General features: G+C 41.5%; 16 protein-coding genes, 2 tRNA genes and 1 other annotated feature. Of the genes, 15 read left to right on the forward strand and 3 right to left on the reverse strand.

What is annotated here, in order from left to right; translation table 11 throughout:
- Window positions 1-119: 119 nt before the first annotated feature.
- From dnaN to gyrA, 6 genes are all read left to right on the forward strand, one after another.
- The gene (gene dnaN, locus DCC39_RS07390; RefSeq protein ID WP_116554260.1) at window positions 120-1,262 is read left to right on the forward strand and encodes a DNA polymerase III subunit beta; all 1,143 of its coding nucleotides are present in this window, start codon (window positions 120-122) and stop codon (window positions 1,260-1,262) included.
- A gap of 144 nt (window positions 1,263-1,406) precedes the next feature.
- Entirely contained in the window at window positions 1,407-1,622 is a 216-nt protein-coding gene (gene yaaA / locus DCC39_RS07395) for a S4 domain-containing protein YaaA (RefSeq protein ID WP_116554261.1), read from the forward strand.
- Between the two features lie 14 nt (window positions 1,623-1,636).
- Window positions 1,637-2,758 (forward strand): DNA replication/repair protein RecF, encoded by a 1,122-nt coding sequence (recF, locus tag DCC39_RS07400; RefSeq protein ID WP_116554262.1) that lies wholly within the window; start codon window positions 1,637-1,639, stop codon window positions 2,756-2,758.
- 11 nt (window positions 2,759-2,769) lie between these two features.
- Window positions 2,770-3,045, forward strand: a complete 276-nt coding sequence (gene remB / locus DCC39_RS07405; protein ID WP_116554263.1) for an extracellular matrix regulator RemB — start codon at window positions 2,770-2,772, stop codon at window positions 3,043-3,045.
- A gap of 52 nt (window positions 3,046-3,097) precedes the next feature.
- On the forward strand, window positions 3,098-5,020 hold the full coding sequence (gene gyrB, locus DCC39_RS07410; RefSeq protein ID WP_116554264.1) for a DNA topoisomerase (ATP-hydrolyzing) subunit B: 1,923 nt from the start codon (window positions 3,098-3,100) through the stop codon (window positions 5,018-5,020).
- A 124-nt stretch (window positions 5,021-5,144) separates the two neighbouring features.
- Window positions 5,145-7,664, forward strand: coding sequence for a DNA gyrase subunit A (gene gyrA, locus DCC39_RS07415; protein ID WP_116554265.1), 2,520 nt, complete (start codon window positions 5,145-5,147; stop codon window positions 7,662-7,664).
- A gap of 20 nt (window positions 7,665-7,684) precedes the next feature.
- Here gyrA and DCC39_RS07420 read toward each other — a convergent pair whose 3' ends face one another.
- The gene (locus DCC39_RS07420) at window positions 7,685-8,644 is read right to left on the reverse strand and encodes a YaaC family protein (protein WP_116554266.1); all 960 of its coding nucleotides are present in this window, start codon (window positions 8,642-8,644) and stop codon (window positions 7,685-7,687) included.
- A gap of 123 nt (window positions 8,645-8,767) precedes the next feature.
- Between DCC39_RS07420 and guaB the strand changes: the two genes are divergently transcribed.
- The 6 genes from guaB to DCC39_RS07450 all read left to right on the forward strand — a co-directional run bounded on the left by guaB (window position 8,768) and on the right by DCC39_RS07450 (window position 14,674).
- Complete coding sequence (gene guaB, locus DCC39_RS07425; RefSeq protein WP_116554267.1) at window positions 8,768-10,225, forward strand: IMP dehydrogenase; 1,458 nt, start codon at window positions 8,768-8,770, stop codon at window positions 10,223-10,225.
- Window positions 10,226-10,429: 204 nt separating this feature from the next.
- A complete protein-coding gene (locus DCC39_RS07430) occupies window positions 10,430-11,758 on the forward strand; it encodes a serine hydrolase (RefSeq protein WP_407071842.1) in 1,329 nt (442 codons plus the stop codon).
- A 91-nt stretch (window positions 11,759-11,849) separates the two neighbouring features.
- Window positions 11,850-12,734, forward strand: a complete 885-nt coding sequence (pdxS, locus tag DCC39_RS07435) for a pyridoxal 5'-phosphate synthase lyase subunit PdxS (protein WP_116554269.1) — start codon at window positions 11,850-11,852, stop codon at window positions 12,732-12,734.
- An 88-nt stretch (window positions 12,735-12,822) separates the two neighbouring features.
- Window positions 12,823-13,033 (forward strand) — a binding site (T-box leader).
- Window positions 13,034-13,093: 60 nt separating this feature from the next.
- Window positions 13,094-14,371 (forward strand): serine--tRNA ligase, encoded by a 1,278-nt coding sequence (serS, locus tag DCC39_RS07440; protein ID WP_116554270.1) that lies wholly within the window; start codon window positions 13,094-13,096, stop codon window positions 14,369-14,371.
- 91 nt (window positions 14,372-14,462) lie between these two features.
- Window positions 14,463-14,555 (forward strand) — tRNA-Ser (locus DCC39_RS07445).
- 46 nt (window positions 14,556-14,601) lie between these two features.
- A tRNA-Arg gene (locus DCC39_RS07450) sits at window positions 14,602-14,674 on the forward strand.
- A 177-nt stretch (window positions 14,675-14,851) separates the two neighbouring features.
- Here DCC39_RS07450 and DCC39_RS07455 read toward each other — a convergent pair.
- Entirely contained in the window at window positions 14,852-16,033 is a 1,182-nt protein-coding gene (locus DCC39_RS07455) for a tyrosine-type recombinase/integrase (protein ID WP_116554271.1), read from the reverse strand.
- 41 nt (window positions 16,034-16,074) lie between these two features.
- Window positions 16,075-16,737, reverse strand: a complete 663-nt coding sequence (locus DCC39_RS07460; RefSeq protein ID WP_116554272.1) for a helix-turn-helix domain-containing protein — start codon at window positions 16,735-16,737, stop codon at window positions 16,075-16,077.
- Window positions 16,738-16,912: 175 nt separating this feature from the next.
- Here DCC39_RS07460 and DCC39_RS07465 point away from each other — a divergent pair, with 175 nt between their 5' ends.
- The 3 genes from DCC39_RS07465 to DCC39_RS07475 are packed head-to-tail and all read left to right on the forward strand — an operon-like array spanning window position 16,913 to window position 17,985.
- Window positions 16,913-17,137 (forward strand): helix-turn-helix domain-containing protein, encoded by a 225-nt coding sequence (locus tag DCC39_RS07465; RefSeq protein ID WP_276309899.1) that lies wholly within the window; start codon window positions 16,913-16,915, stop codon window positions 17,135-17,137.
- Between the two features lie 2 nt (window positions 17,138-17,139).
- Window positions 17,140-17,373 (forward strand): excisionase family DNA-binding protein, encoded by a 234-nt coding sequence (locus DCC39_RS07470; RefSeq protein WP_116554273.1) that lies wholly within the window; start codon window positions 17,140-17,142, stop codon window positions 17,371-17,373.
- 12 nt (window positions 17,374-17,385) lie between these two features.
- Window positions 17,386-17,985: a CHC2 zinc finger domain-containing protein gene (locus DCC39_RS07475; protein ID WP_116554274.1), complete on the forward strand. Its 600-nt coding sequence runs from the start codon at window positions 17,386-17,388 to the stop codon at window positions 17,983-17,985.
- Window positions 17,986-17,997 lie beyond the last annotated feature (12 nt).

Here is a 17,997-nt window from a genome sequence, read left to right on the forward strand (position 1 = left end):
TGGATTGCAGGCTTACCTAATTATATCAAGGTATATCTGCCTGTTTCAGTCTGCGAAAGTTGAGTAAATATTAATACATGATCGTCCATTTTTTTGTTTTAAATATAAGGAGGGTACCTATGCATCTTTCGATTGATCGCCAAAGATTAATAGAAGCTGTGCAAGATGTTTTAAAAGCCGTTTCTTCAAGAACAACCATCCCGATTTTAACTGGAATAAAAATGGAAGCAGATGAAGAAGGCGTTCGTCTAACAGGGAGCGACTCAGACATCTCTATCGAACGGTTTGTTCCACTCGAAGAGAATGATGAACAATACATTGAGCTGCACCAGCCTGGAAGCGTAGTATTGCAAGCACGTTTTTTCTCTGAAATTATTAGAAAATTACCTGCGGATACTGTTGAATTAGAGGTAATGGATCGATTTTCGACGAAAATAAAATCAGGCCAGTCAGAATTTAATTTAAACGGACTTGATCCAGAGGAATATCCGAGGCTTCCGCTTATTGAAGAACAAAATTCGTTTCAAATTGACGCACAGCTTCTTAAACATATTATTCGGCAAACTGTTTTTGCCGTATCAACTTCTGAAACACGTCCTGTATTAACTGGCGTCAACTGGAGTTTTAAAAATGGAAAGATTGAATCTGTGGCAACAGACAGCCATCGGCTTGCGTTGAGACATGTAACGATTGAAGGTGCTTCTGATACGCTTTCATTTTCAAATGTGATTATTCCTGGCAAAAGCCTAAACGAACTTTCAAAAATTATTGATGACCATACGGATTGGATCGATGTTGTCGTTACAGAAAATCAAATTTTATTTAAAGCTAAACACACTCTGTTCTACTCAAGGCTGCTTGACGGCAATTATCCTGATACGTCTAAATTAATCCCAACTGAAAGCAAAACGAGCATTGTTGTGGCGACGAAGCAGTTTTTGCAAGCCATTGAACGGGCTTCGCTTTTAGCGAGAGAAGGACGGAACAACGTTGTAAAACTAGTAAATTTAGATGATAAAACGATGGAAATATCCTCAAATTCCCCGGAAGTTGGAAAAGTATTTGAACAAATTGAAGCAGACTCATTCGATGGCGAAGAATTAAAAATTTCATTCAGTGCAAAATATATGATAGACGCACTTCGAACAATCGATGCGACAAGTATCATTATCGATTTTACAGGGGCAATGCGCCCATTCCTAATCCGCCCTGTTGATGACAGCTCAATTTTGCAGCTTATCCTCCCTGTCCGGACATTTTAGCAGTTCGCCAATTTATCAAATCCAACTTCTCACCTCTACCCTTCAAAACAAAAACGGTTTTTATTTACATGCTATTGGTAATCATAAACCGATAGCTTTTTTCTTTTCTATGTTAAAATTAGATATAGTAAGGAAGTGGGCAAAATGAAAAGTGAAATAAACATCCAAAATGAATTCATTACATTGGGACAGCTTCTCAAATTAGCGGGAATCATCGATTCAGGTGGAACGGCAAAATGGTTTTTGCAAGAAAATAAAGTGTTGGTAAATGGTGAGGAAGAATCAAGGCGGGGACGCAAGCTTTACGTTGGGGATCATATTTCGATTGACGGATATGGCGAATACATCGTCACAAGCTGAATGGAGGTCCAACGGTGCATCTAAACTCAATTCAACTAACAAACTACCGCAATTATAAAAAGGCCGACATCTCGTTTGATCATCATGTCAATGTCTTCCTCGGCGAGAATGCACAAGGAAAAACGAACATGATGGAAGCCATTTATACGCTGGCGATGACGAAGGGACACCGGACACAGAAAGATAAGGAACTCATTCGTTGGGATGAAAAATATGCTAAAATAAAAGGGACAGTGGAAAAAAAAAGCGGACCTCTCTCCTTGGAAATCGTCATTTCTGAACAGGGGAAAAAAGCAAAGCTAAATTCCCTGGAGCAAAGGAAACTTAGCGACTACGTCGGCGCGCTTAATGTCGTTATGTTTGCACCGGAAGATTTAAACATTGTAAAGGGAAACCCAGGCGTAAGGCGGCGATTTCTTGATATGGAAATCGGCCAAATTCAGCCTGTTTATATACATGATTTAGGGCAATACCAAAAAATGTTGCAGCAGCGAAATGCTTTATTAAAAGATTTGCAGCGCATGAAGGAAAATGAACGGTTCATCATGCTTGAAATCTTAACCGGAAACTTAATTGAATTAGCGGTAAAAATTGTTGAAAGGCGTTTGAAGTTCATAGGAAAGCTTCAAGAATGGGCTGCGCCAATTCATCACAAGATCAGCCAGGGTGAAGAAGTGCTCAAATTACGCTATCTTCCATCTGTAGAGGTATCAGAACAAGCGAACTTGTCGAAAATAATAGAAGCGTATGAACTAAAGTTTGATAAAATAAAAGATAGAGAGATTGAACGCGGTATGACACTTGCTGGGCCACACCGCGATGATCTCAGTTTTTATGTTAACGGAAAAGATGTGCAAACGTTTGGCTCACAAGGACAGCAGCGCACAACAGCCTTGTCGGTAAAACTCGCTGAAATTGAATGTATGAAAGAAGAGGTCGGCGAGTACCCCCTTTTGCTTTTGGACGATGTTTTATCAGAGCTTGACGACAACAGGCAATCCCATTTATTGAACGCGATCCAAGGAAAAGTACAAACATTCGTAACAACGACGAGTGTAAGCGGGATTTATCATGACACATTGCAAAAAGCGGCGCGTTACAAAGTGGTGCAAGGGGAAATTTATAAGATGGAATGAGGTGAGGCACATTGTTTATCCACTTAGGCGAAGACGTTGTCATTCGTGCAAACGATGTTGTCGCAATTCTTGATTGGCAGCTCTCTGACAATCTGAACGACTGTGTGAAACGATTTAAGGAGAAAGAAAAGCTTGTCGATATCGGGAAAAATTTAACTAAGTCCATCGTCGTGACGAACGATACCCTCTATTTATCGCCGCTTTCTTCACTAACTTTAAAACGAAGGGCACAGGCTTCCATAGAATCCCAATTTGCTGAATATATCGAGGAAGTCGTGAATGACTAATAGAGTGAAACAACCTTTTTGATACGGATTAAACGGAAATGTGGGTGGTAGAATGTCATTAGAACAACGATTAGATCAAACCTATGATGAACATCAAATTGAAGTGCTTGAAGGTTTAGAGGCAGTAAGAAAACGTCCAGGAATGTATATCGGATCAACGAGTGTACGCGGCCTCCATCATCTCGTTTGGGAAATTGTTGATAACAGTATTGACGAAGCATTGGCAGGCTACTGTGATGAAATTATTGTGACTGTTGAGGAAGACAACAGCATTGTCGTTGAAGATAATGGGCGCGGCATCCCTGTCGGAATTCAGGAAAAAGTGGGAAAACCAGCTGTTGAAGTTATTTTTACAGTGTTGCATGCCGGAGGAAAATTCGGCGGCGGCGGTTATAAAGTATCCGGCGGATTGCACGGTGTAGGTGCTTCGGTCGTCAATGCGCTTTCAAGCATCCTTGAAGTAACGATTCACCGCGATGGACATATTTATTATGAAAAGTTCAGCCGCGGCATTCCGCAAGGAGAATTACAAGTTATCGGAGATTCAGACCGCACAGGAACAAAGATCCATTTTAAGCCTGATCCAGAAATTTTCAGCGAAACGGTTGAGTATGACTTTGAAATGCTGAAAAGCAGAATACGAGAGCTCGCCTTTTTAAATCGCGGATTAAAAATGGTTTTAATTGATAAGCGTGGAGAAGGAAAAGAACTCGAGTTTCACTATGAAGGCGGCATTAAATCTTATGTGAAGCATTTAAACCGGTCACGTGAAGTTCTTCATGAAGAGCCGATTTTTATTGAAGCGGAAAAAGACGGTATTTCCTTGGAAATAGCGCTGCAGTACAACGAAGGGTTTGTAAGCAATATCTATTCCTTTGCGAATAACATTAAGACCCATGAAGGTGGAACCCATGAGTCTGGATTTAAAACAGCCTTAACAAGGGTGATTAACGACTATGCGCGGAAAAATAATCTCTTTAAAGACAACGATGCAAACCTTTTGGGCGATGATGTCCGTGAAGGGCTGACTGCCATTATTTCGATTAAACATCCCGATCCGCAATTTGAAGGACAAACGAAAACAAAGCTTGGGAACACAGATGCGAGGACAATTACAGAATCTCTTTTCAACGAAGATTTTTCCAAATTTTTAATGGAAAATCCCCAAGTTGCCAAACAAATTGTCGAAAAAGGCTTGATGGCTTCAAGGGCGCGGCTGGCAGCCAAAAAAGCCAGGGAACTGACACGCAGAAAAAGTGCGCTTGAAGTAAGTTCGTTGCCGGGAAAATTAGCGGACTGCTCGTCCAGAGATGCGTCGATTTCGGAGCTGTATATTGTTGAGGGTGATTCTGCGGGTGGATCCGCAAAATCAGGAAGAGATCGGCATTTTCAGGCGATTTTGCCTTTAAGGGGTAAGATTCTCAATGTCGAAAAAGCACGGCTAGATAAAATTTTGTCAAACAATGAAATTCGCATGATTATTACCGCGATCGGCACAGGAATCGGAGAAGACTTTGATATCGATAAGGCGCGTTACCATAAAATTTTTATTATGACAGATGCGGATGTTGACGGCGCCCACATTCGAACTTTATTATTGACATTCTTTTACCGGTATATGCGCCCGCTTCTTGAAAAAGGATATATTTACATTGCCCAGCCGCCGCTTTACAAAATCAAACAGGGAAAAACAGTTCGCTACGCATACAGCGACCGTGCACGGGATCAAATTCTGGCTGAACTTGGCGAACGTCCTAAGCCCGACATTCAGCGATACAAAGGTTTGGGGGAAATGGATGCCAATCAGCTATGGGAAACAACGATGGATCCCGAATCAAGAACTTCGCTGCAAGTAAGTCTTGAAGATGCCATTGAAGCCGATGAAATCTTTGACATTTTAATGGGCGATAAAGTTGAACCGAGACGGGACTTTATTCAAGAAAATGCCCAGTATGTTAAAAATTTAGATATATAGAGCGAAAAAAATTAATTTTTAATGAACATGCGACTGAAGACTTTTGTCTATGCTTGGTGAGGTCGTGTTTCTTTTAATGTCACTGTTTTTCCAACTTTTCAAGTAAAGACGGAGGTAATGATCTATGTCCGAAATGGAAAATCAAAGAGTTGAAGAAGTTAATATAAGTCAAGAAATGCGGACATCGTTTTTGGATTATGCGATGAGCGTTATTGTCAGCCGGGCTTTACCTGATGTCCGTGATGGCTTGAAACCTGTGCATAGACGGATTTTGTATGCAATGAATGAACTTGGAATGACCGCTGATAAACCACATAAAAAATCAGCTAGAATTGTTGGGGATGTTATCGGTAAATACCATCCGCACGGTGATTCCCCTGTCTATGAATCAATGGTACGTATGGCGCAGGACTTTAACTACCGATACATGCTAGTTGATGGACACGGCAACTTTGGCTCAGTTGACGGCGATTCCGCTGCTGCTATGCGTTATACAGAAGCCCGCATGTCAAAAATAGCAATGGAAATGGTCCGTGATATCAATAAAGACACGATTGATTTTCAAGACAACTACGATGGTTCTGAACGGGAGCCTGTCGTACTGCCTTCGCGTTTTCCAAACCTTCTCGTCAACGGCGCTTCAGGGATTGCAGTCGGCATGGCGACCAATATCCCTCCACATCATCTGGGTGAAGTCATTGACGGCGTGCTTGCGTTAAGCACCAATCCTGAAATTAGTTTGCCGGAATTGATGAATATTATTCCAGGGCCGGATTTTCCGACCGCCGGAAAAATCTTAGGCCGTGAAGGAATTAGAAAAGCGTATGAAACCGGTAGAGGTTCAATTGTCATTCAGGCAGAAGCAGAGATAGTTGAACATGATAACGGTACGAAAACGATTATCGTAAGTGAACTTCCCTACCAAGTAAATAAGGCGAAACTTGTTGAGAAAATTGCTGAATTGGTCCGGGATAAACGGATTGATGGGATTACCCATTTAGCAGATGAGTCAGACAGAAATGGAATGCGCATCGTTATTGAAGTACGCAGGGATACAAATGCGAATGTGCTGTTGAATAATTTATACAGACAGACCGCAATGCAAACAAGCTTCGGGATCAATTTGCTTGCGCTTGTTGACGGGCGGCCGAAAGTCCTTTCTTTAAAAGAATGTCTCTATCACTATTTAGAGCATCAAAAGATCGTGATTCGCAGAAGAACACAGTTTGAATTAAACCGCGCTGAGGCAAGAGCCCATATTCTTGAAGGATTGCGAATTGCACTTGATCATTTAGACGAAGTGATCGCATTAATCCGTGGTTCAGAAACGACAGATATTGCAAGGGAAGGCTTAATGGCCCAATTTTCTCTTAGCCACGAACAGGCGCAAGCGATTCTTGACATGCGTTTGCAGCGCCTCACAGGCCTTGAACGCGACAAAATTGAAAATGAATATAAGGAATTGGTGGCGCGAATTGCGGAACTGAAAGCAATTTTGGCAGATGAGGAAAAAGTACTCGACATAATTCGCGAAGAACTAACAGAAGTGAAAGAGAAATTTGCCGACGAACGCCGGACTTCGATTGAAGCAGGCTTTAATTTAATTGAAGATGAGGATTTAATTCCGAAGCAGAATATTATTATTTCGTTAACGCACAATGGGTATATTAAGCGTTTGCCAATTGACACGTACCGCAGCCAAAGAAGAGGCGGACGGGGTGTCCAAGGTATGGGAACGAATGAGGGCGATTTTGTTGAGCATTTGTTCACAACACTAACACATGACACTGTACTGTTTTTCACGAATAAAGGAAAAGTCTATCGATTAAAAGGCTATGAAATTCCTGATTTCGGAAGAACGGCAAAAGGCATCCCGATTATTAACCTCCTCCAAATTGAAAAGGATGAAAAAATTACTGCTGTTATCCCAATTAGGGAATTTACAGAGAATTGGTATTTGCTTTTTGTTACAAAGCATGGGTTAACAAAACGGACAGAATTGCCTGCGTTCGCAAACATTCGCAAAGGCGGATTAATTGCGATTCATTTCCGTGAAGATGATGAGCTTATCGCTGTTAAATTAACGGATGGAAATAGGGATGTCATCATTGGGACACGAAAAGGGATGGCGATTCGTTTCCATGAAAAAGACGTACGTTCAATGGGGAGAACCGCGTCCGGCGTCAGGGGCATTAGGCTGCATGGCAATGATGAAGTAGTTGGAGCGGGAATTGTACAAGATAATCAGGATGTCTTGATCGTAACAGAACACGGTTACGGAAAACGGACGCCAGTTGAAGAATACCGTGTGCAAAGCCGCGGGGGAAGAGGAATAAAAACGGTTAATATAACTGAACGCAATGGAATGGTCTCGTCGCTAAAAACAGTATCTGAAGAAGACGATCTCATGATCATTACTGAAAGCGGCGTTTTAATTCGTACGGCTGTAAGCGGTGTTTCACAAATGGGAAGAAATACGCAAGGTGTAAGGTTAATTCGTTTGGAGGAAGGAGAAAAAGTCGGCACGGTCGCACAGGTAAATATTGACGATGATTCTGACGAACATACTGGAGATAATGACATGCCGGAAGAACATCCAAACGGACAAATTGAAAATAATACAACAACGAATGAAGAGGAATAATAAGGGAAGGGACGGAGCTGTTAGTTCCGTCTCTTCTTTAAATATAGCGATAGGAGATAAGGTATTTTTGTCGCCGTCGTGTGTAAAAACTGATGGATAAACGGCAAATCGTCGCTCGCGAACGTATAAAATAGCTCATACCACCATTCTGTTTCATAACGGCATATCATGCTTAAATTATAAAGCAGTAAATAATGGACAATGACTTCATCAAGAATAAAATAAAGCTCTCTTCGTTTTGGTATGAAAGCTTGGCCGTTTTTATGAAAAAGAAATGGTTGACAGGAATAACAAGGAAACGAACCATCGAATTGTAACGTAAATCCATCTTTTTTCATTTCAAAAGAAGATACAGCAAGGGATGTTTTTTTCAAGAAAAAGTCTCTAAAACGCCGCTCCGTCATTTTTAATTCATCAAGCAATGATGGAGAAATGGTTAAGGAATTCTTTTCGACTTGAATTTCCAATAACGGCTTCCATTTTTTTATTTCGGCAAACGTCCCATTCATCTCAGGAATTCTTGCAAAAAGCGTTTCCATGTTTATGCGTTCGAACGGGAAGTGATTGACATCGAATAAGTGGGCAGAAAAGTGGCTTAAAAGGCCATGATTTTGAAGTTTCACTTCATCAAGCAAGAAGGAATAGTCTCTTTTTTTTCGTTTTCTCGTCGTTACGCCATGGGCAAGTACGGCCGTTGTGGCGGGATACTCCGGATCAACTGTTAAAATACAGGCTTTGATAAGCTGGATCATGCCATAAAAAAGCAAGACAGGCTTTACCTCGGTCGGTGCAAGACTTGCTAGATGATAATATTTTTTTCCATGCTCAATATAATAAATGAACGCATAACTATTGTCATAGCTTTTCATATCGGCTTCAGGCAGCTCCAGCCTGTCATAATTTTTCTTTAAAAATTTTTGGGCTGCAGAGGTTGACTGAAAAGAAGTGAAACTTTGCCAAATCTCATCTTCATTTTGCATGAAAACACCTCTAATTAATTGAATTCTCTAACATATTGTTCGTTTCTTGACAGTATTTTATCCGCTTGATAAGCTACTAATAATATTTTTAGGCAGAAAAACGAAAAGGAGATGCTTATAACGGTGTGGGAGGACAAGTTTGCAAAAGAAAGTTTAACATTTGATGATGTATTGCTCATTCCGCAAAAATCATCCGTATTGCCTCGCGATGTTTCTGTAAAAACGAAATTAAGTGAAAAATTGCAGTTAAATATTCCTATTTTAAGTGCAGGAATGGACACAGTGACGGAAGCAAAAATGGCGATTGCCATCGCTCGCCAGGGCGGTCTTGGAATCATTCATAAAAACATGTCAATCGATCAACAGGCTGAACGAGTGGATCGGGTAAAACGTTCTGAAAGTGGCGTCATTACTGATCCTTTCTTTTTAACACCTGACCGCCAAGTGTTCGACGCAGAGCATTTAATGGGAAAATACCGCATTTCCGGTGTTCCGATTGTTGATGACGATCGAAAGCTTGTTGGAATATTAACGAACCGTGATTTGCGTTTCATTGAAGATTACTCTATTAAAATCAGCGACGTCATGACGAAAGACAATCTCGTAACGGCCCCTGTCGGCACGACACTGAAAGAAGCCGAGAAAATTTTGCAAAAGCATAAAATAGAAAAACTCCCGCTTGTTGATGACAACGGCATCCTAAAAGGTTTAATCACAATAAAAGACATTGAAAAAGTCATCCAATTCCCGAACTCTGCGAAAGATTCGCAAGGCAGGCTGCTTGCAGGTGCTGCAGTTGGTGTTACGAAAGATACGATGCAGCGCGTGGACAAGCTTGTTGAAGCAGGTGTTGACGTTATTGTCGTTGACACGGCACACGGACATTCCGCCGGCGTGCTTGAAAAAGTCCGCGAAATAAGGGAGAAATACCCTGATCTTGATCTGATTGCAGGTAACGTAGCAACAGCAGAAGCGACCCGCGATTTAATTAAAGCCGGGGCGACGATTGTTAAAGTGGGAATTGGGCCAGGATCCATTTGTACGACGCGCGTTGTTGCCGGGGTCGGCGTGCCTCAAATCACTGCAGTGTATGACTGCGCGACGGAAGCGCGCAAGCATGGCGTAGCTATCATTGCAGACGGTGGAATCAAATACTCCGGCGACATCGTGAAAGCAATTGCAGCAGGAGCCAATGCCGTCATGCTGGGCAGCTTGCTTGCAGGGGTGGAAGAAAGCCCTGGCGAACGCGAAATTTACCAAGGAAGGCAATTTAAAGTTTACCGCGGAATGGGCTCTGTCGCTGCAATGGAAAAAGGCAGCAGTGACCGCTATTTCCAAGAAAATAACCAGAAACTTGTTCCCGAAGGAATTGAAGGGCGGGTACCGTACAAAGGCCCGCTTGAGGATACAATCCACCAGCTTGTCGGAGGGCTCCGTGCAGGAATGGGCTATTGCGGAACCGCATCAATTGATGATTTAAGGGAAAATGCCTTATTCACAAAAATCACGAATGCAGGACTGAAAGAAAGCCACCCTCATGATGTGCAAATTACGAAAGAAGCACCGAACTATTCACTATAAGAGGTTTTTCAAAAAGGCCACAAATGGCCAGTTAATCGGGGTAAAAAAATACAAAAAATGTTCAAAAAGCTTGGAGTCCACACCTTCAGTGGCGCCAGTGGGTTTTAACGATATTCAGCATGATAGAGGCACCGCCTCTATCTATTTTTATTGCAGGGGATGTGCTAAAATAGCAATTGTGCAATTTTACAAAGGGGTGTACGCATAGTGAAGAAACTACATATTTTTACGCTTTTAAGCGTATTTTTGTTTTTTGGTTTATTTTCTCCCGTAAACATAGGACAAGCTGCGGAAAGTGTTGATGTCAATGCGGAAGCTGCCATTTTAATTGATGCAGAGTCCGGAAAAATTCTCTATGAAAAAGAAGCAGATAAAAAACTTGCGATTGCAAGTATGACAAAAATGATGACGGAATATCTCGTTCTTGATGCGATTGAAGATAAAAAAATTAAATGGGATCAAGAAGTGAAAGTAAGCGACTACGCACAAAAGGTATCACAAAACAACAACCTATCGAATGTGCCGCTTTTAACAGAAGTAACGTACACGGTAAAAGAACTTTATGAGGCAATGGCGATTTATTCAGCGAATGGTGCTACAATTGCATTAGCCGAACTCGTTAGTGGTTCAGAAGCCGACTTTGTCAAAATGATGAATGAAAAAGCGAAAGAACTTGGGCTGGATGACGCCAAATTTGTTAACACAACCGGCTTAAATAATAAAGATTTGCTTGGGAAGCACCCTGTAGGTAAAGCGACAGAAGAAAACATGATGTCCGCGCGCTCGACAGCTCGATTGGCTTATGAATTGCTAAAAAAACATCCTAACGTATTGGAAACAGCGAGCATTCCAACAAAGGAATTTACAAAAGGGTTGGAAGAAGGCAAAGCGATCAAAATGAAAAATTGGAACTGGATGCTTAAAGGGTTGGTTCTAGAATACCCTGGTGTTGACGGTTTAAAGACAGGTTCAACTAAGCAAGCTGGATATTCATTTACCGGTACTGTCGAAAAAGACGGCATGCGCTTTATTTCCGTTATCATGAAAACAAATTCAGATGTTGCCCGGTTTAGAGAAACGGCCAAACTTTTTGACTGGGCATTCAGCAATTTCTCTAAGCAGGTAGTCGTTCCAAAAGGCTATCAGTTTAAAAAGAATACGACGGTCCCTGTTGTAAAAGGTAAAGAGAAAAAGGTTGAAGTCGAAGCTGCGGAAGCCCTTCAAATGATCATGAAAAACAATGAAAAAGACCAATATGAACCAACGTTTCAATTGGATAAAAAGAAACTTGAAAATGATGCGCTTGTCGCGCCATTGAAAAAAGGGCAAAAAGTTGGAACCGTATCAGTAAAATACAAAGGAAATGAATCAGATTATGGGTACATCACCGGGGAAAAAGCTTATTCAACACCACTTGTGACAAAAGAAGAAGTGAAAAAAGCAAACTGGTTTACGCTCGGCATGCGCAGCACAGGAAGCTTCTTCGGAAACCTATGGGATAAAACAACTGAAAAAGTAAAAAACCTTTTTTAGCGATAGGGTTTGTTATCTATAGCTAATTTTAGTAAAATAAAGGAATCAGATCGTGAAAAATGCATCACTCATTCACAGGAGGAGGATAGCCATGTCTCAAAGTCAAGAGTTTGGCACAAAAACGAGAATGAAAGAAATAAAAAAAGGCGGCGTTATCATGGACGTTGTCAATGCGGAGCAGGCGAAAATCGCTGAGGAAGCTGGTGCCATTGCTGTTATGGCACTTGAACGTGTACCTGCTGATATTCGCGCAGCCGGCGGTGTCGCACGGATGGCAGACCCGACAATTTGCGAAGAAGTGTTGCAAGCAGTCTCCATCCCTGTTATGGCAAAAGCCCGTATTGGCCATATTGTCGAAGCACGTGTTCTTGAGACGTTAGGAATCGATTATATCGACGAAAGTGAAGTTTTGACGCCAGCTGATGAAGAGTATCATATTGACAAGCGTAAATTCGCTACTCCATTCGTATGCGGTGCCCGTAACCTTGGTGAAGCATTGCGGCGCGTTGGTGAAGGGGCTTCAATGCTTCGTACGAAAGGTGAAGCTGGGACAGGCAATATCGTTGAAGCGGTAAGACATATGCGCCTCGTACAAAAACAAATCCGCGCCGTTGCCGGCATGTCTGAAGACGAATTAATGACAGAGGCTAAAAATCTTCAAGCACCGTATGAATTGCTCCTAAAAGTAAAAGAACTTGGCCGCTTGCCTGTTGTCAACTATGCAGCCGGCGGTGTCGCAACGCCGGCTGATGCAGCGCTTATGATGGAAATTGGTGCTGACGGCGTTTTCGTTGGATCAGGTATTTTTAAATCAGACAACCCGGAAAGATATGCACGCGCCATCGTAAAAGCTACTGAAAATTACCAAGACTATGAGCTGATTGCTGAACTTTCCAAAGATTTGGGAGCGGCAATGAAAGGAATTGACATTTCAACTTTAGATCCTGCCCAACGTATGCAAGAGCGCGGCTGGTAATTGAAAATAATATAAAAAAAGCGTTGAAGTGCGTTCAAAAAGGAAGTTGACTAAAAGCATCACGTCCTGCAAGCCTCTGGACTTTTTGAACAACCTCTTGATAGGAAATAGTAGCATGATGCTTTTGCCCAGAGAGCCGGTGGCCGCTGAAAACCGGCCAAAAGCCCATGTGAATCCATCCTTGAGCGAAATGCTGAAACGAGTAAGCATTTCCGGAATCACTCCGTTATCCAATGAAGCGGCAGATTGTTTGGTCTGCAAGTAGGGTGGCAACGCGGGAGAAAACTCTCGTCTCTATCAATAGAGGCGGGAGTTTTTTGTTTTTTTAGGTACAATTCAATCGTTAAGGAGGTTTTTATATGTTGGATATTAAACGATTAAGAACAAATTTTAAAGAGATTAAAGAAATATTAAAAACGCGCGGCGAAGATTTAAGCGGGCTTGGCCAATTTGAAGAACTGGATCAAAAAAGGCGTTATTTAATCCAACAGACGGAAAATCTGAAGAAGCAACGGAATGACGTATCAAAACAAATTGCGGAACTCAAACGCGAAAAGAAACCGGCAGATGAATTTATTAAAAAGATGCGTGACGTTGGCGACAAGATCAAAGCGTTTGACGATGAACTTCGAGAAGTGGAGGCAGCTTTGAATGAATTGCTGCTGCAAATACCAAACATCCCGCATGAAAGTGTACCCATTGGAAAAGACGAAGACGATAATGTGGAAATCCGCAAATGGGGTGATGTCCGTTCCTTTTCTTTTGAAGCAAAGCCACATTGGGATTTAGCTGCAGCGCTTGATATTTTAGACTTTGAACGTGCCGCGAAAGTAACAGGAAGCCGTTTTGCCTTTTACAAAGGAATGGGTGCAAGGCTTGAGCGTGCGCTTATTAATTTCATGATGGATTTACATGCGGATGAACACGGCTATTCAGAAATATTACCGCCGTACTTAGTTAACCGGATGAGCATGACAGGGACAGGACAGCTTCCGAAGTTTGAAGAAGATGCATTTAAAATTAGAGAAGAAGATTATTTTCTTATTCCGACAGCCGAGGTCCCTGTCACAAACTATCACCGTGATGAGATTCTTAATGGTGACGTGCTGCCGATTGCCTACGCTGCATACAGTGCATGCTTCCGTTCTGAAGCAGGGGCAGCAGGCCGTGATACACGCGGGCTTATCCGGCAGCATCAATTCAACAAAGTTGAGCTTGTCCGTTTCGTAAAGCCAGAAGATTCCTATGAAGAGCTTGAGAAACTGACTGCACACGCTGAAAAGGTATTGCAGTTATTAAAGCTTCCATACCGCGTCATGAGCATGTGTACGGGCGATTTAGGCTTCTCGGCTGCGAAAAAATACGATCTTGAAGTATGGCTGCCAAGCTACAATACGTACCGTGAAATTTCATCTTGCAGCAACTTTGAAGACTTCCAAGCTAGGCGGGCAGGCATCCGCTTCCGCCGCGAAGCGAATGGCAAGCCCGAATATGTGCATACCTTGAATGGCTCAGGCCTTGCAGTCGGCCGCACCGTTGCCGCCATTTTAGAAAATTACCAGCAGGAAGACGGAACAATTGAGATTCCTGAAGTATTAAAGCCTTACATGGGCGGGAAAGATAAAATTGGGTTTTAAAAAAGGCAGATGCGTGTCTGCCTTTTCTCGATTTTTTATTGACAAGCTTGAAAAGCTGTAGTATGATATTTTTCGTGTCACAATTGGTTTTGGAGGAGTACCCAAGTCTGGCTGAAGGGATCGGTCTTGAAAACCGACAGGGGCTTCACGGCCCGCGGGGGTTCGAATCCCTCCTCCTCCGCCATGATATAAAAACATTATTCGTTACAGTGTAACGAATTTTTTTGTATGGCCCCGTAGCTCAGGGGATAGAGCGTCGGTTTCCTAAACCGTGCGTCGCAGGTTCGATTCCTGCCGGGGCCGCTTATAAACTCATTCATACCAACGGTTAGACTGTAATGGTCTGTTATATGCCTTAGGGTGAAACATCAAAAATGGGGACAAATTGGGGACAAACATTAAAATTTAGGCTCATTTTCCCCTTTCAAAACAAAAATAAAAAGCCTATTACAGGCTTATGGCAAAACGAGAGAACGGGCATTATGCTTGTTCTCTTTTTTCATTTGCCGGTGTGAAAAAGTCATTTATCTTATCGGCTGCCTCTTGATCTGAGCTTTGCAGGGCATGGCCGTATATATCCATAGTGGTTGAAATATTCGCATGGCCCAAACGATTGCTGATTGTCTTTACATGGACACCTTTTCCGATAAGCAAAGTAGCTGCCGTATGCCGCAATCCATGAAACGGGAGCGGGTCCAGTTTGTTCTTTCTCAAAAACTTTGGAAACCAATTATTCACGGTGTTTGGGTGCATGGGTTTTCCATCCCATGTAGTAAACAAGCGGTCTGAATGCTGCCATATATCCCCCAATTTTAGCCGCTCTTCATTTTGAATTCTTTTATACTCTCTCAAAAGGGCCATTACGGAATCAGGGGCAGAGATCATTCTTTCCGAGCTTTTATTTTTTGGGGTCTTGGTTATGACGCCTTTTCCCTCTACATACAGGCTGGATTGCTTAATTTCAATCGTATTCCGTTCAAAATCAATATGAGACCATTCAAGGCCCAGGAGTTCCCCCCTTCTTAATCCGGTAGCAATGGCAAGTGTGACCAATACTTTATATTTAGGTTCAGCATGTTCCAATGCTGCCAGGAGCTTAAGCGTTTGTTCTTCATCATAATACTTCATTTCTTTCTTACTCACTTTCGGCGGTTGGACCCTTGAAGCTGGATTCAATGCAATCAATTGCCATTTGACGGCCGCTTCCAATATGGCAGAAATTAAGCGATGGTGATGCAATATCGTTTGTTCAGACAAACCGCCTTTCTTGCCGTCTTTCCTTATGCCGTCCTCTTGTAAGTTCCTATAAAATTCTAATAGGTGGAGCGGCTTTATTTGTTCCAATTTTAAATGTCCCATAGCCGGAAGGATACGGGAGTTAAGATATTCTCTATACCGTTTTAATGTGGTAGGAGAAAGATTCTTTTCCCCATAGTCCCTAACCCAACGGGCAGCAAATTCCGCCAATGACAGCTTAGAAGGTTCAATATACTGGCCCTTTTGAATTTCCGCTACAAACTTGGCCAATTCCTTTCTTGCTTCCCTATCGCTGGGTGCTTTAATGGTCTTTGTATGCTTGATCCGCTTCCCGTCGGGTCCCCTTCCCCCGGAAGCTATCAACCTGTATGAATCCTTTCCCCTCTTTTCAATGCTGCCGGCCATGTTTATTCCCCTTTCGCTTGTTTTTTTCTAATAAACGATAATTAAAATTGCTTAAATACATCTGATATTAGCTCTATTTGAATATTCTCGAATATATTTTCATTTAGGCCAAATGAATTTTCCATTATAGATTCAATTACAAAACTATCTTTTGCCTCTTCTTTTAATTTCTTCACTAATTCACCTTTTAAAGCACTTGTGATGTCATTATAAATATCCTTTTGAAATGAAGGACTTATATGATTAAAAATTTCTTTAATAAAGTTTTCCTTTTCTTTATCATTATCAAATTCAATTTTTAAAGGAATTATATTATCCCCGAATGGTATTAGGTCAAATTCAAATACTTTCTCTAACGAACAATGCAAATCAACACTTGAAGTATTTCGGCTCTCTTTTACGTCCATAAACAAATCAATATTTATTTCTTCAATACGTATTTCATCATTAGAAACACTACCAGTAAGATTTACTTTATTTACATAAGCTGAAAAGTTTAGATCAACCGGTTCGTACTCAAAAAATTCACATGGTGTAATTGATAAATATTTACATAGCGTGTTAATTGTTTCCAAACGTATCATTTCACTGTCATTTTGAGCGGTGGCCGTAATGGTATTCCTTGATATACCGGTATCCTTTGCTACCCTTGTAATTTTTAATCCTCTTTCCGCTAATAAAACTGCAAGCCTATTTCTAATCACAAACGTTCACCTTCCTACACAAAATGTTAATTATTTAATACAACCTTACAATATTTTTACCCAATCGACAACTTTAATTGTCATTTTGATTGCCAAACAATAAAATAAATGCTATTATACTTGTCAAATGACAACTTAACATGTCAAAATTATGATAAAAACAAAATAAGGAGTGGTGAAGTTGGCAACCAGGAACAATCTGAGGGTATTAATGGCAGAGAAAAACATAAATATTTCACAACTTTCGGAGGTGACGGGAATTTCAAGAAATACAATCACCAATATTTATCATGAAAAAAATAAAAGAATTGATTTTAACACAATCAAAACTCTATGTAATTTCTTTAACTGCACGCCAAATGACCTAATTATTATTGATAAACAAGGGAAAGGAGCCTAACCATGATCGAAAGGCAAACTATGACGGCAAAGGAAGCAGCCCAATATATAGGTGTGTCTTACTGGCTTATTTTAGAAATGGCGAAACGGGGAGAAATTCCCTGCATAAGAGCGGGAAAAAGGGTTCTATTCCGTAATGAGGCGTTAGATCTCTGGATGAGTGGGCAGGAAATGCGATCCATGCAGCAAAGTGTCAGCAATAAGGAATATGGAGTTTTGCGGAAAATTGAAGTATAAGCGGGTGGACTTATGGGGGCCATTGATTTAATCAAACATCATGTTCCTATCATGGACGCCTTAGATCGGTATGCCGGAGCCAATTTCTCAAAGGCTAAAACAAACCGCTCCCGCTTTAATATCCATTGTCCCTATCATGCCGACAGAAACCCGAGTTTTACGGTTTACACAGATACAAACACTTTCAGGTGCTGGAGCGGCTGCAATGACGGCAAGCCGGGCGATGTAATCGACATCGTAAGGCTTTCTTACAATTTGGACACCAAAGAAGCCATTCAAACATTGATGAATGATTACGGATTGAAAAATCCCAATAGTGAGCAAATGAGAGAATGGCAGAAAAAAAGAGCCGAGCAGCAGGAGCTGCTGGCCATATCTAAAGCCTTAGATAACAAAGTTAATGAGAACATAGAGGCATTAAGACGGCTGGAAACCTACTTAAAAAAGCAGCTAACAGCCATTAAAACAATCGAGGATATGGAGCGGATTGGCGAGCTTTACCACTCTTTGCAGCAAATAGAATACTGGCTTGATTGTTTAATAGACCCAAATCCTATTACACAATTTGGAGCGGTAAAAGAAGCGGAACAATTTCTGAAACAATGGACTTGAAAAGTTGGTGAT

The sequence above is a fragment of the Pueribacillus theae genome (genome assembly GCF_003097615.1).
In the GTDB taxonomy this organism is placed as follows: domain Bacteria; phylum Bacillota; class Bacilli; order Bacillales; family UBA6769; genus Pueribacillus; species Pueribacillus theae.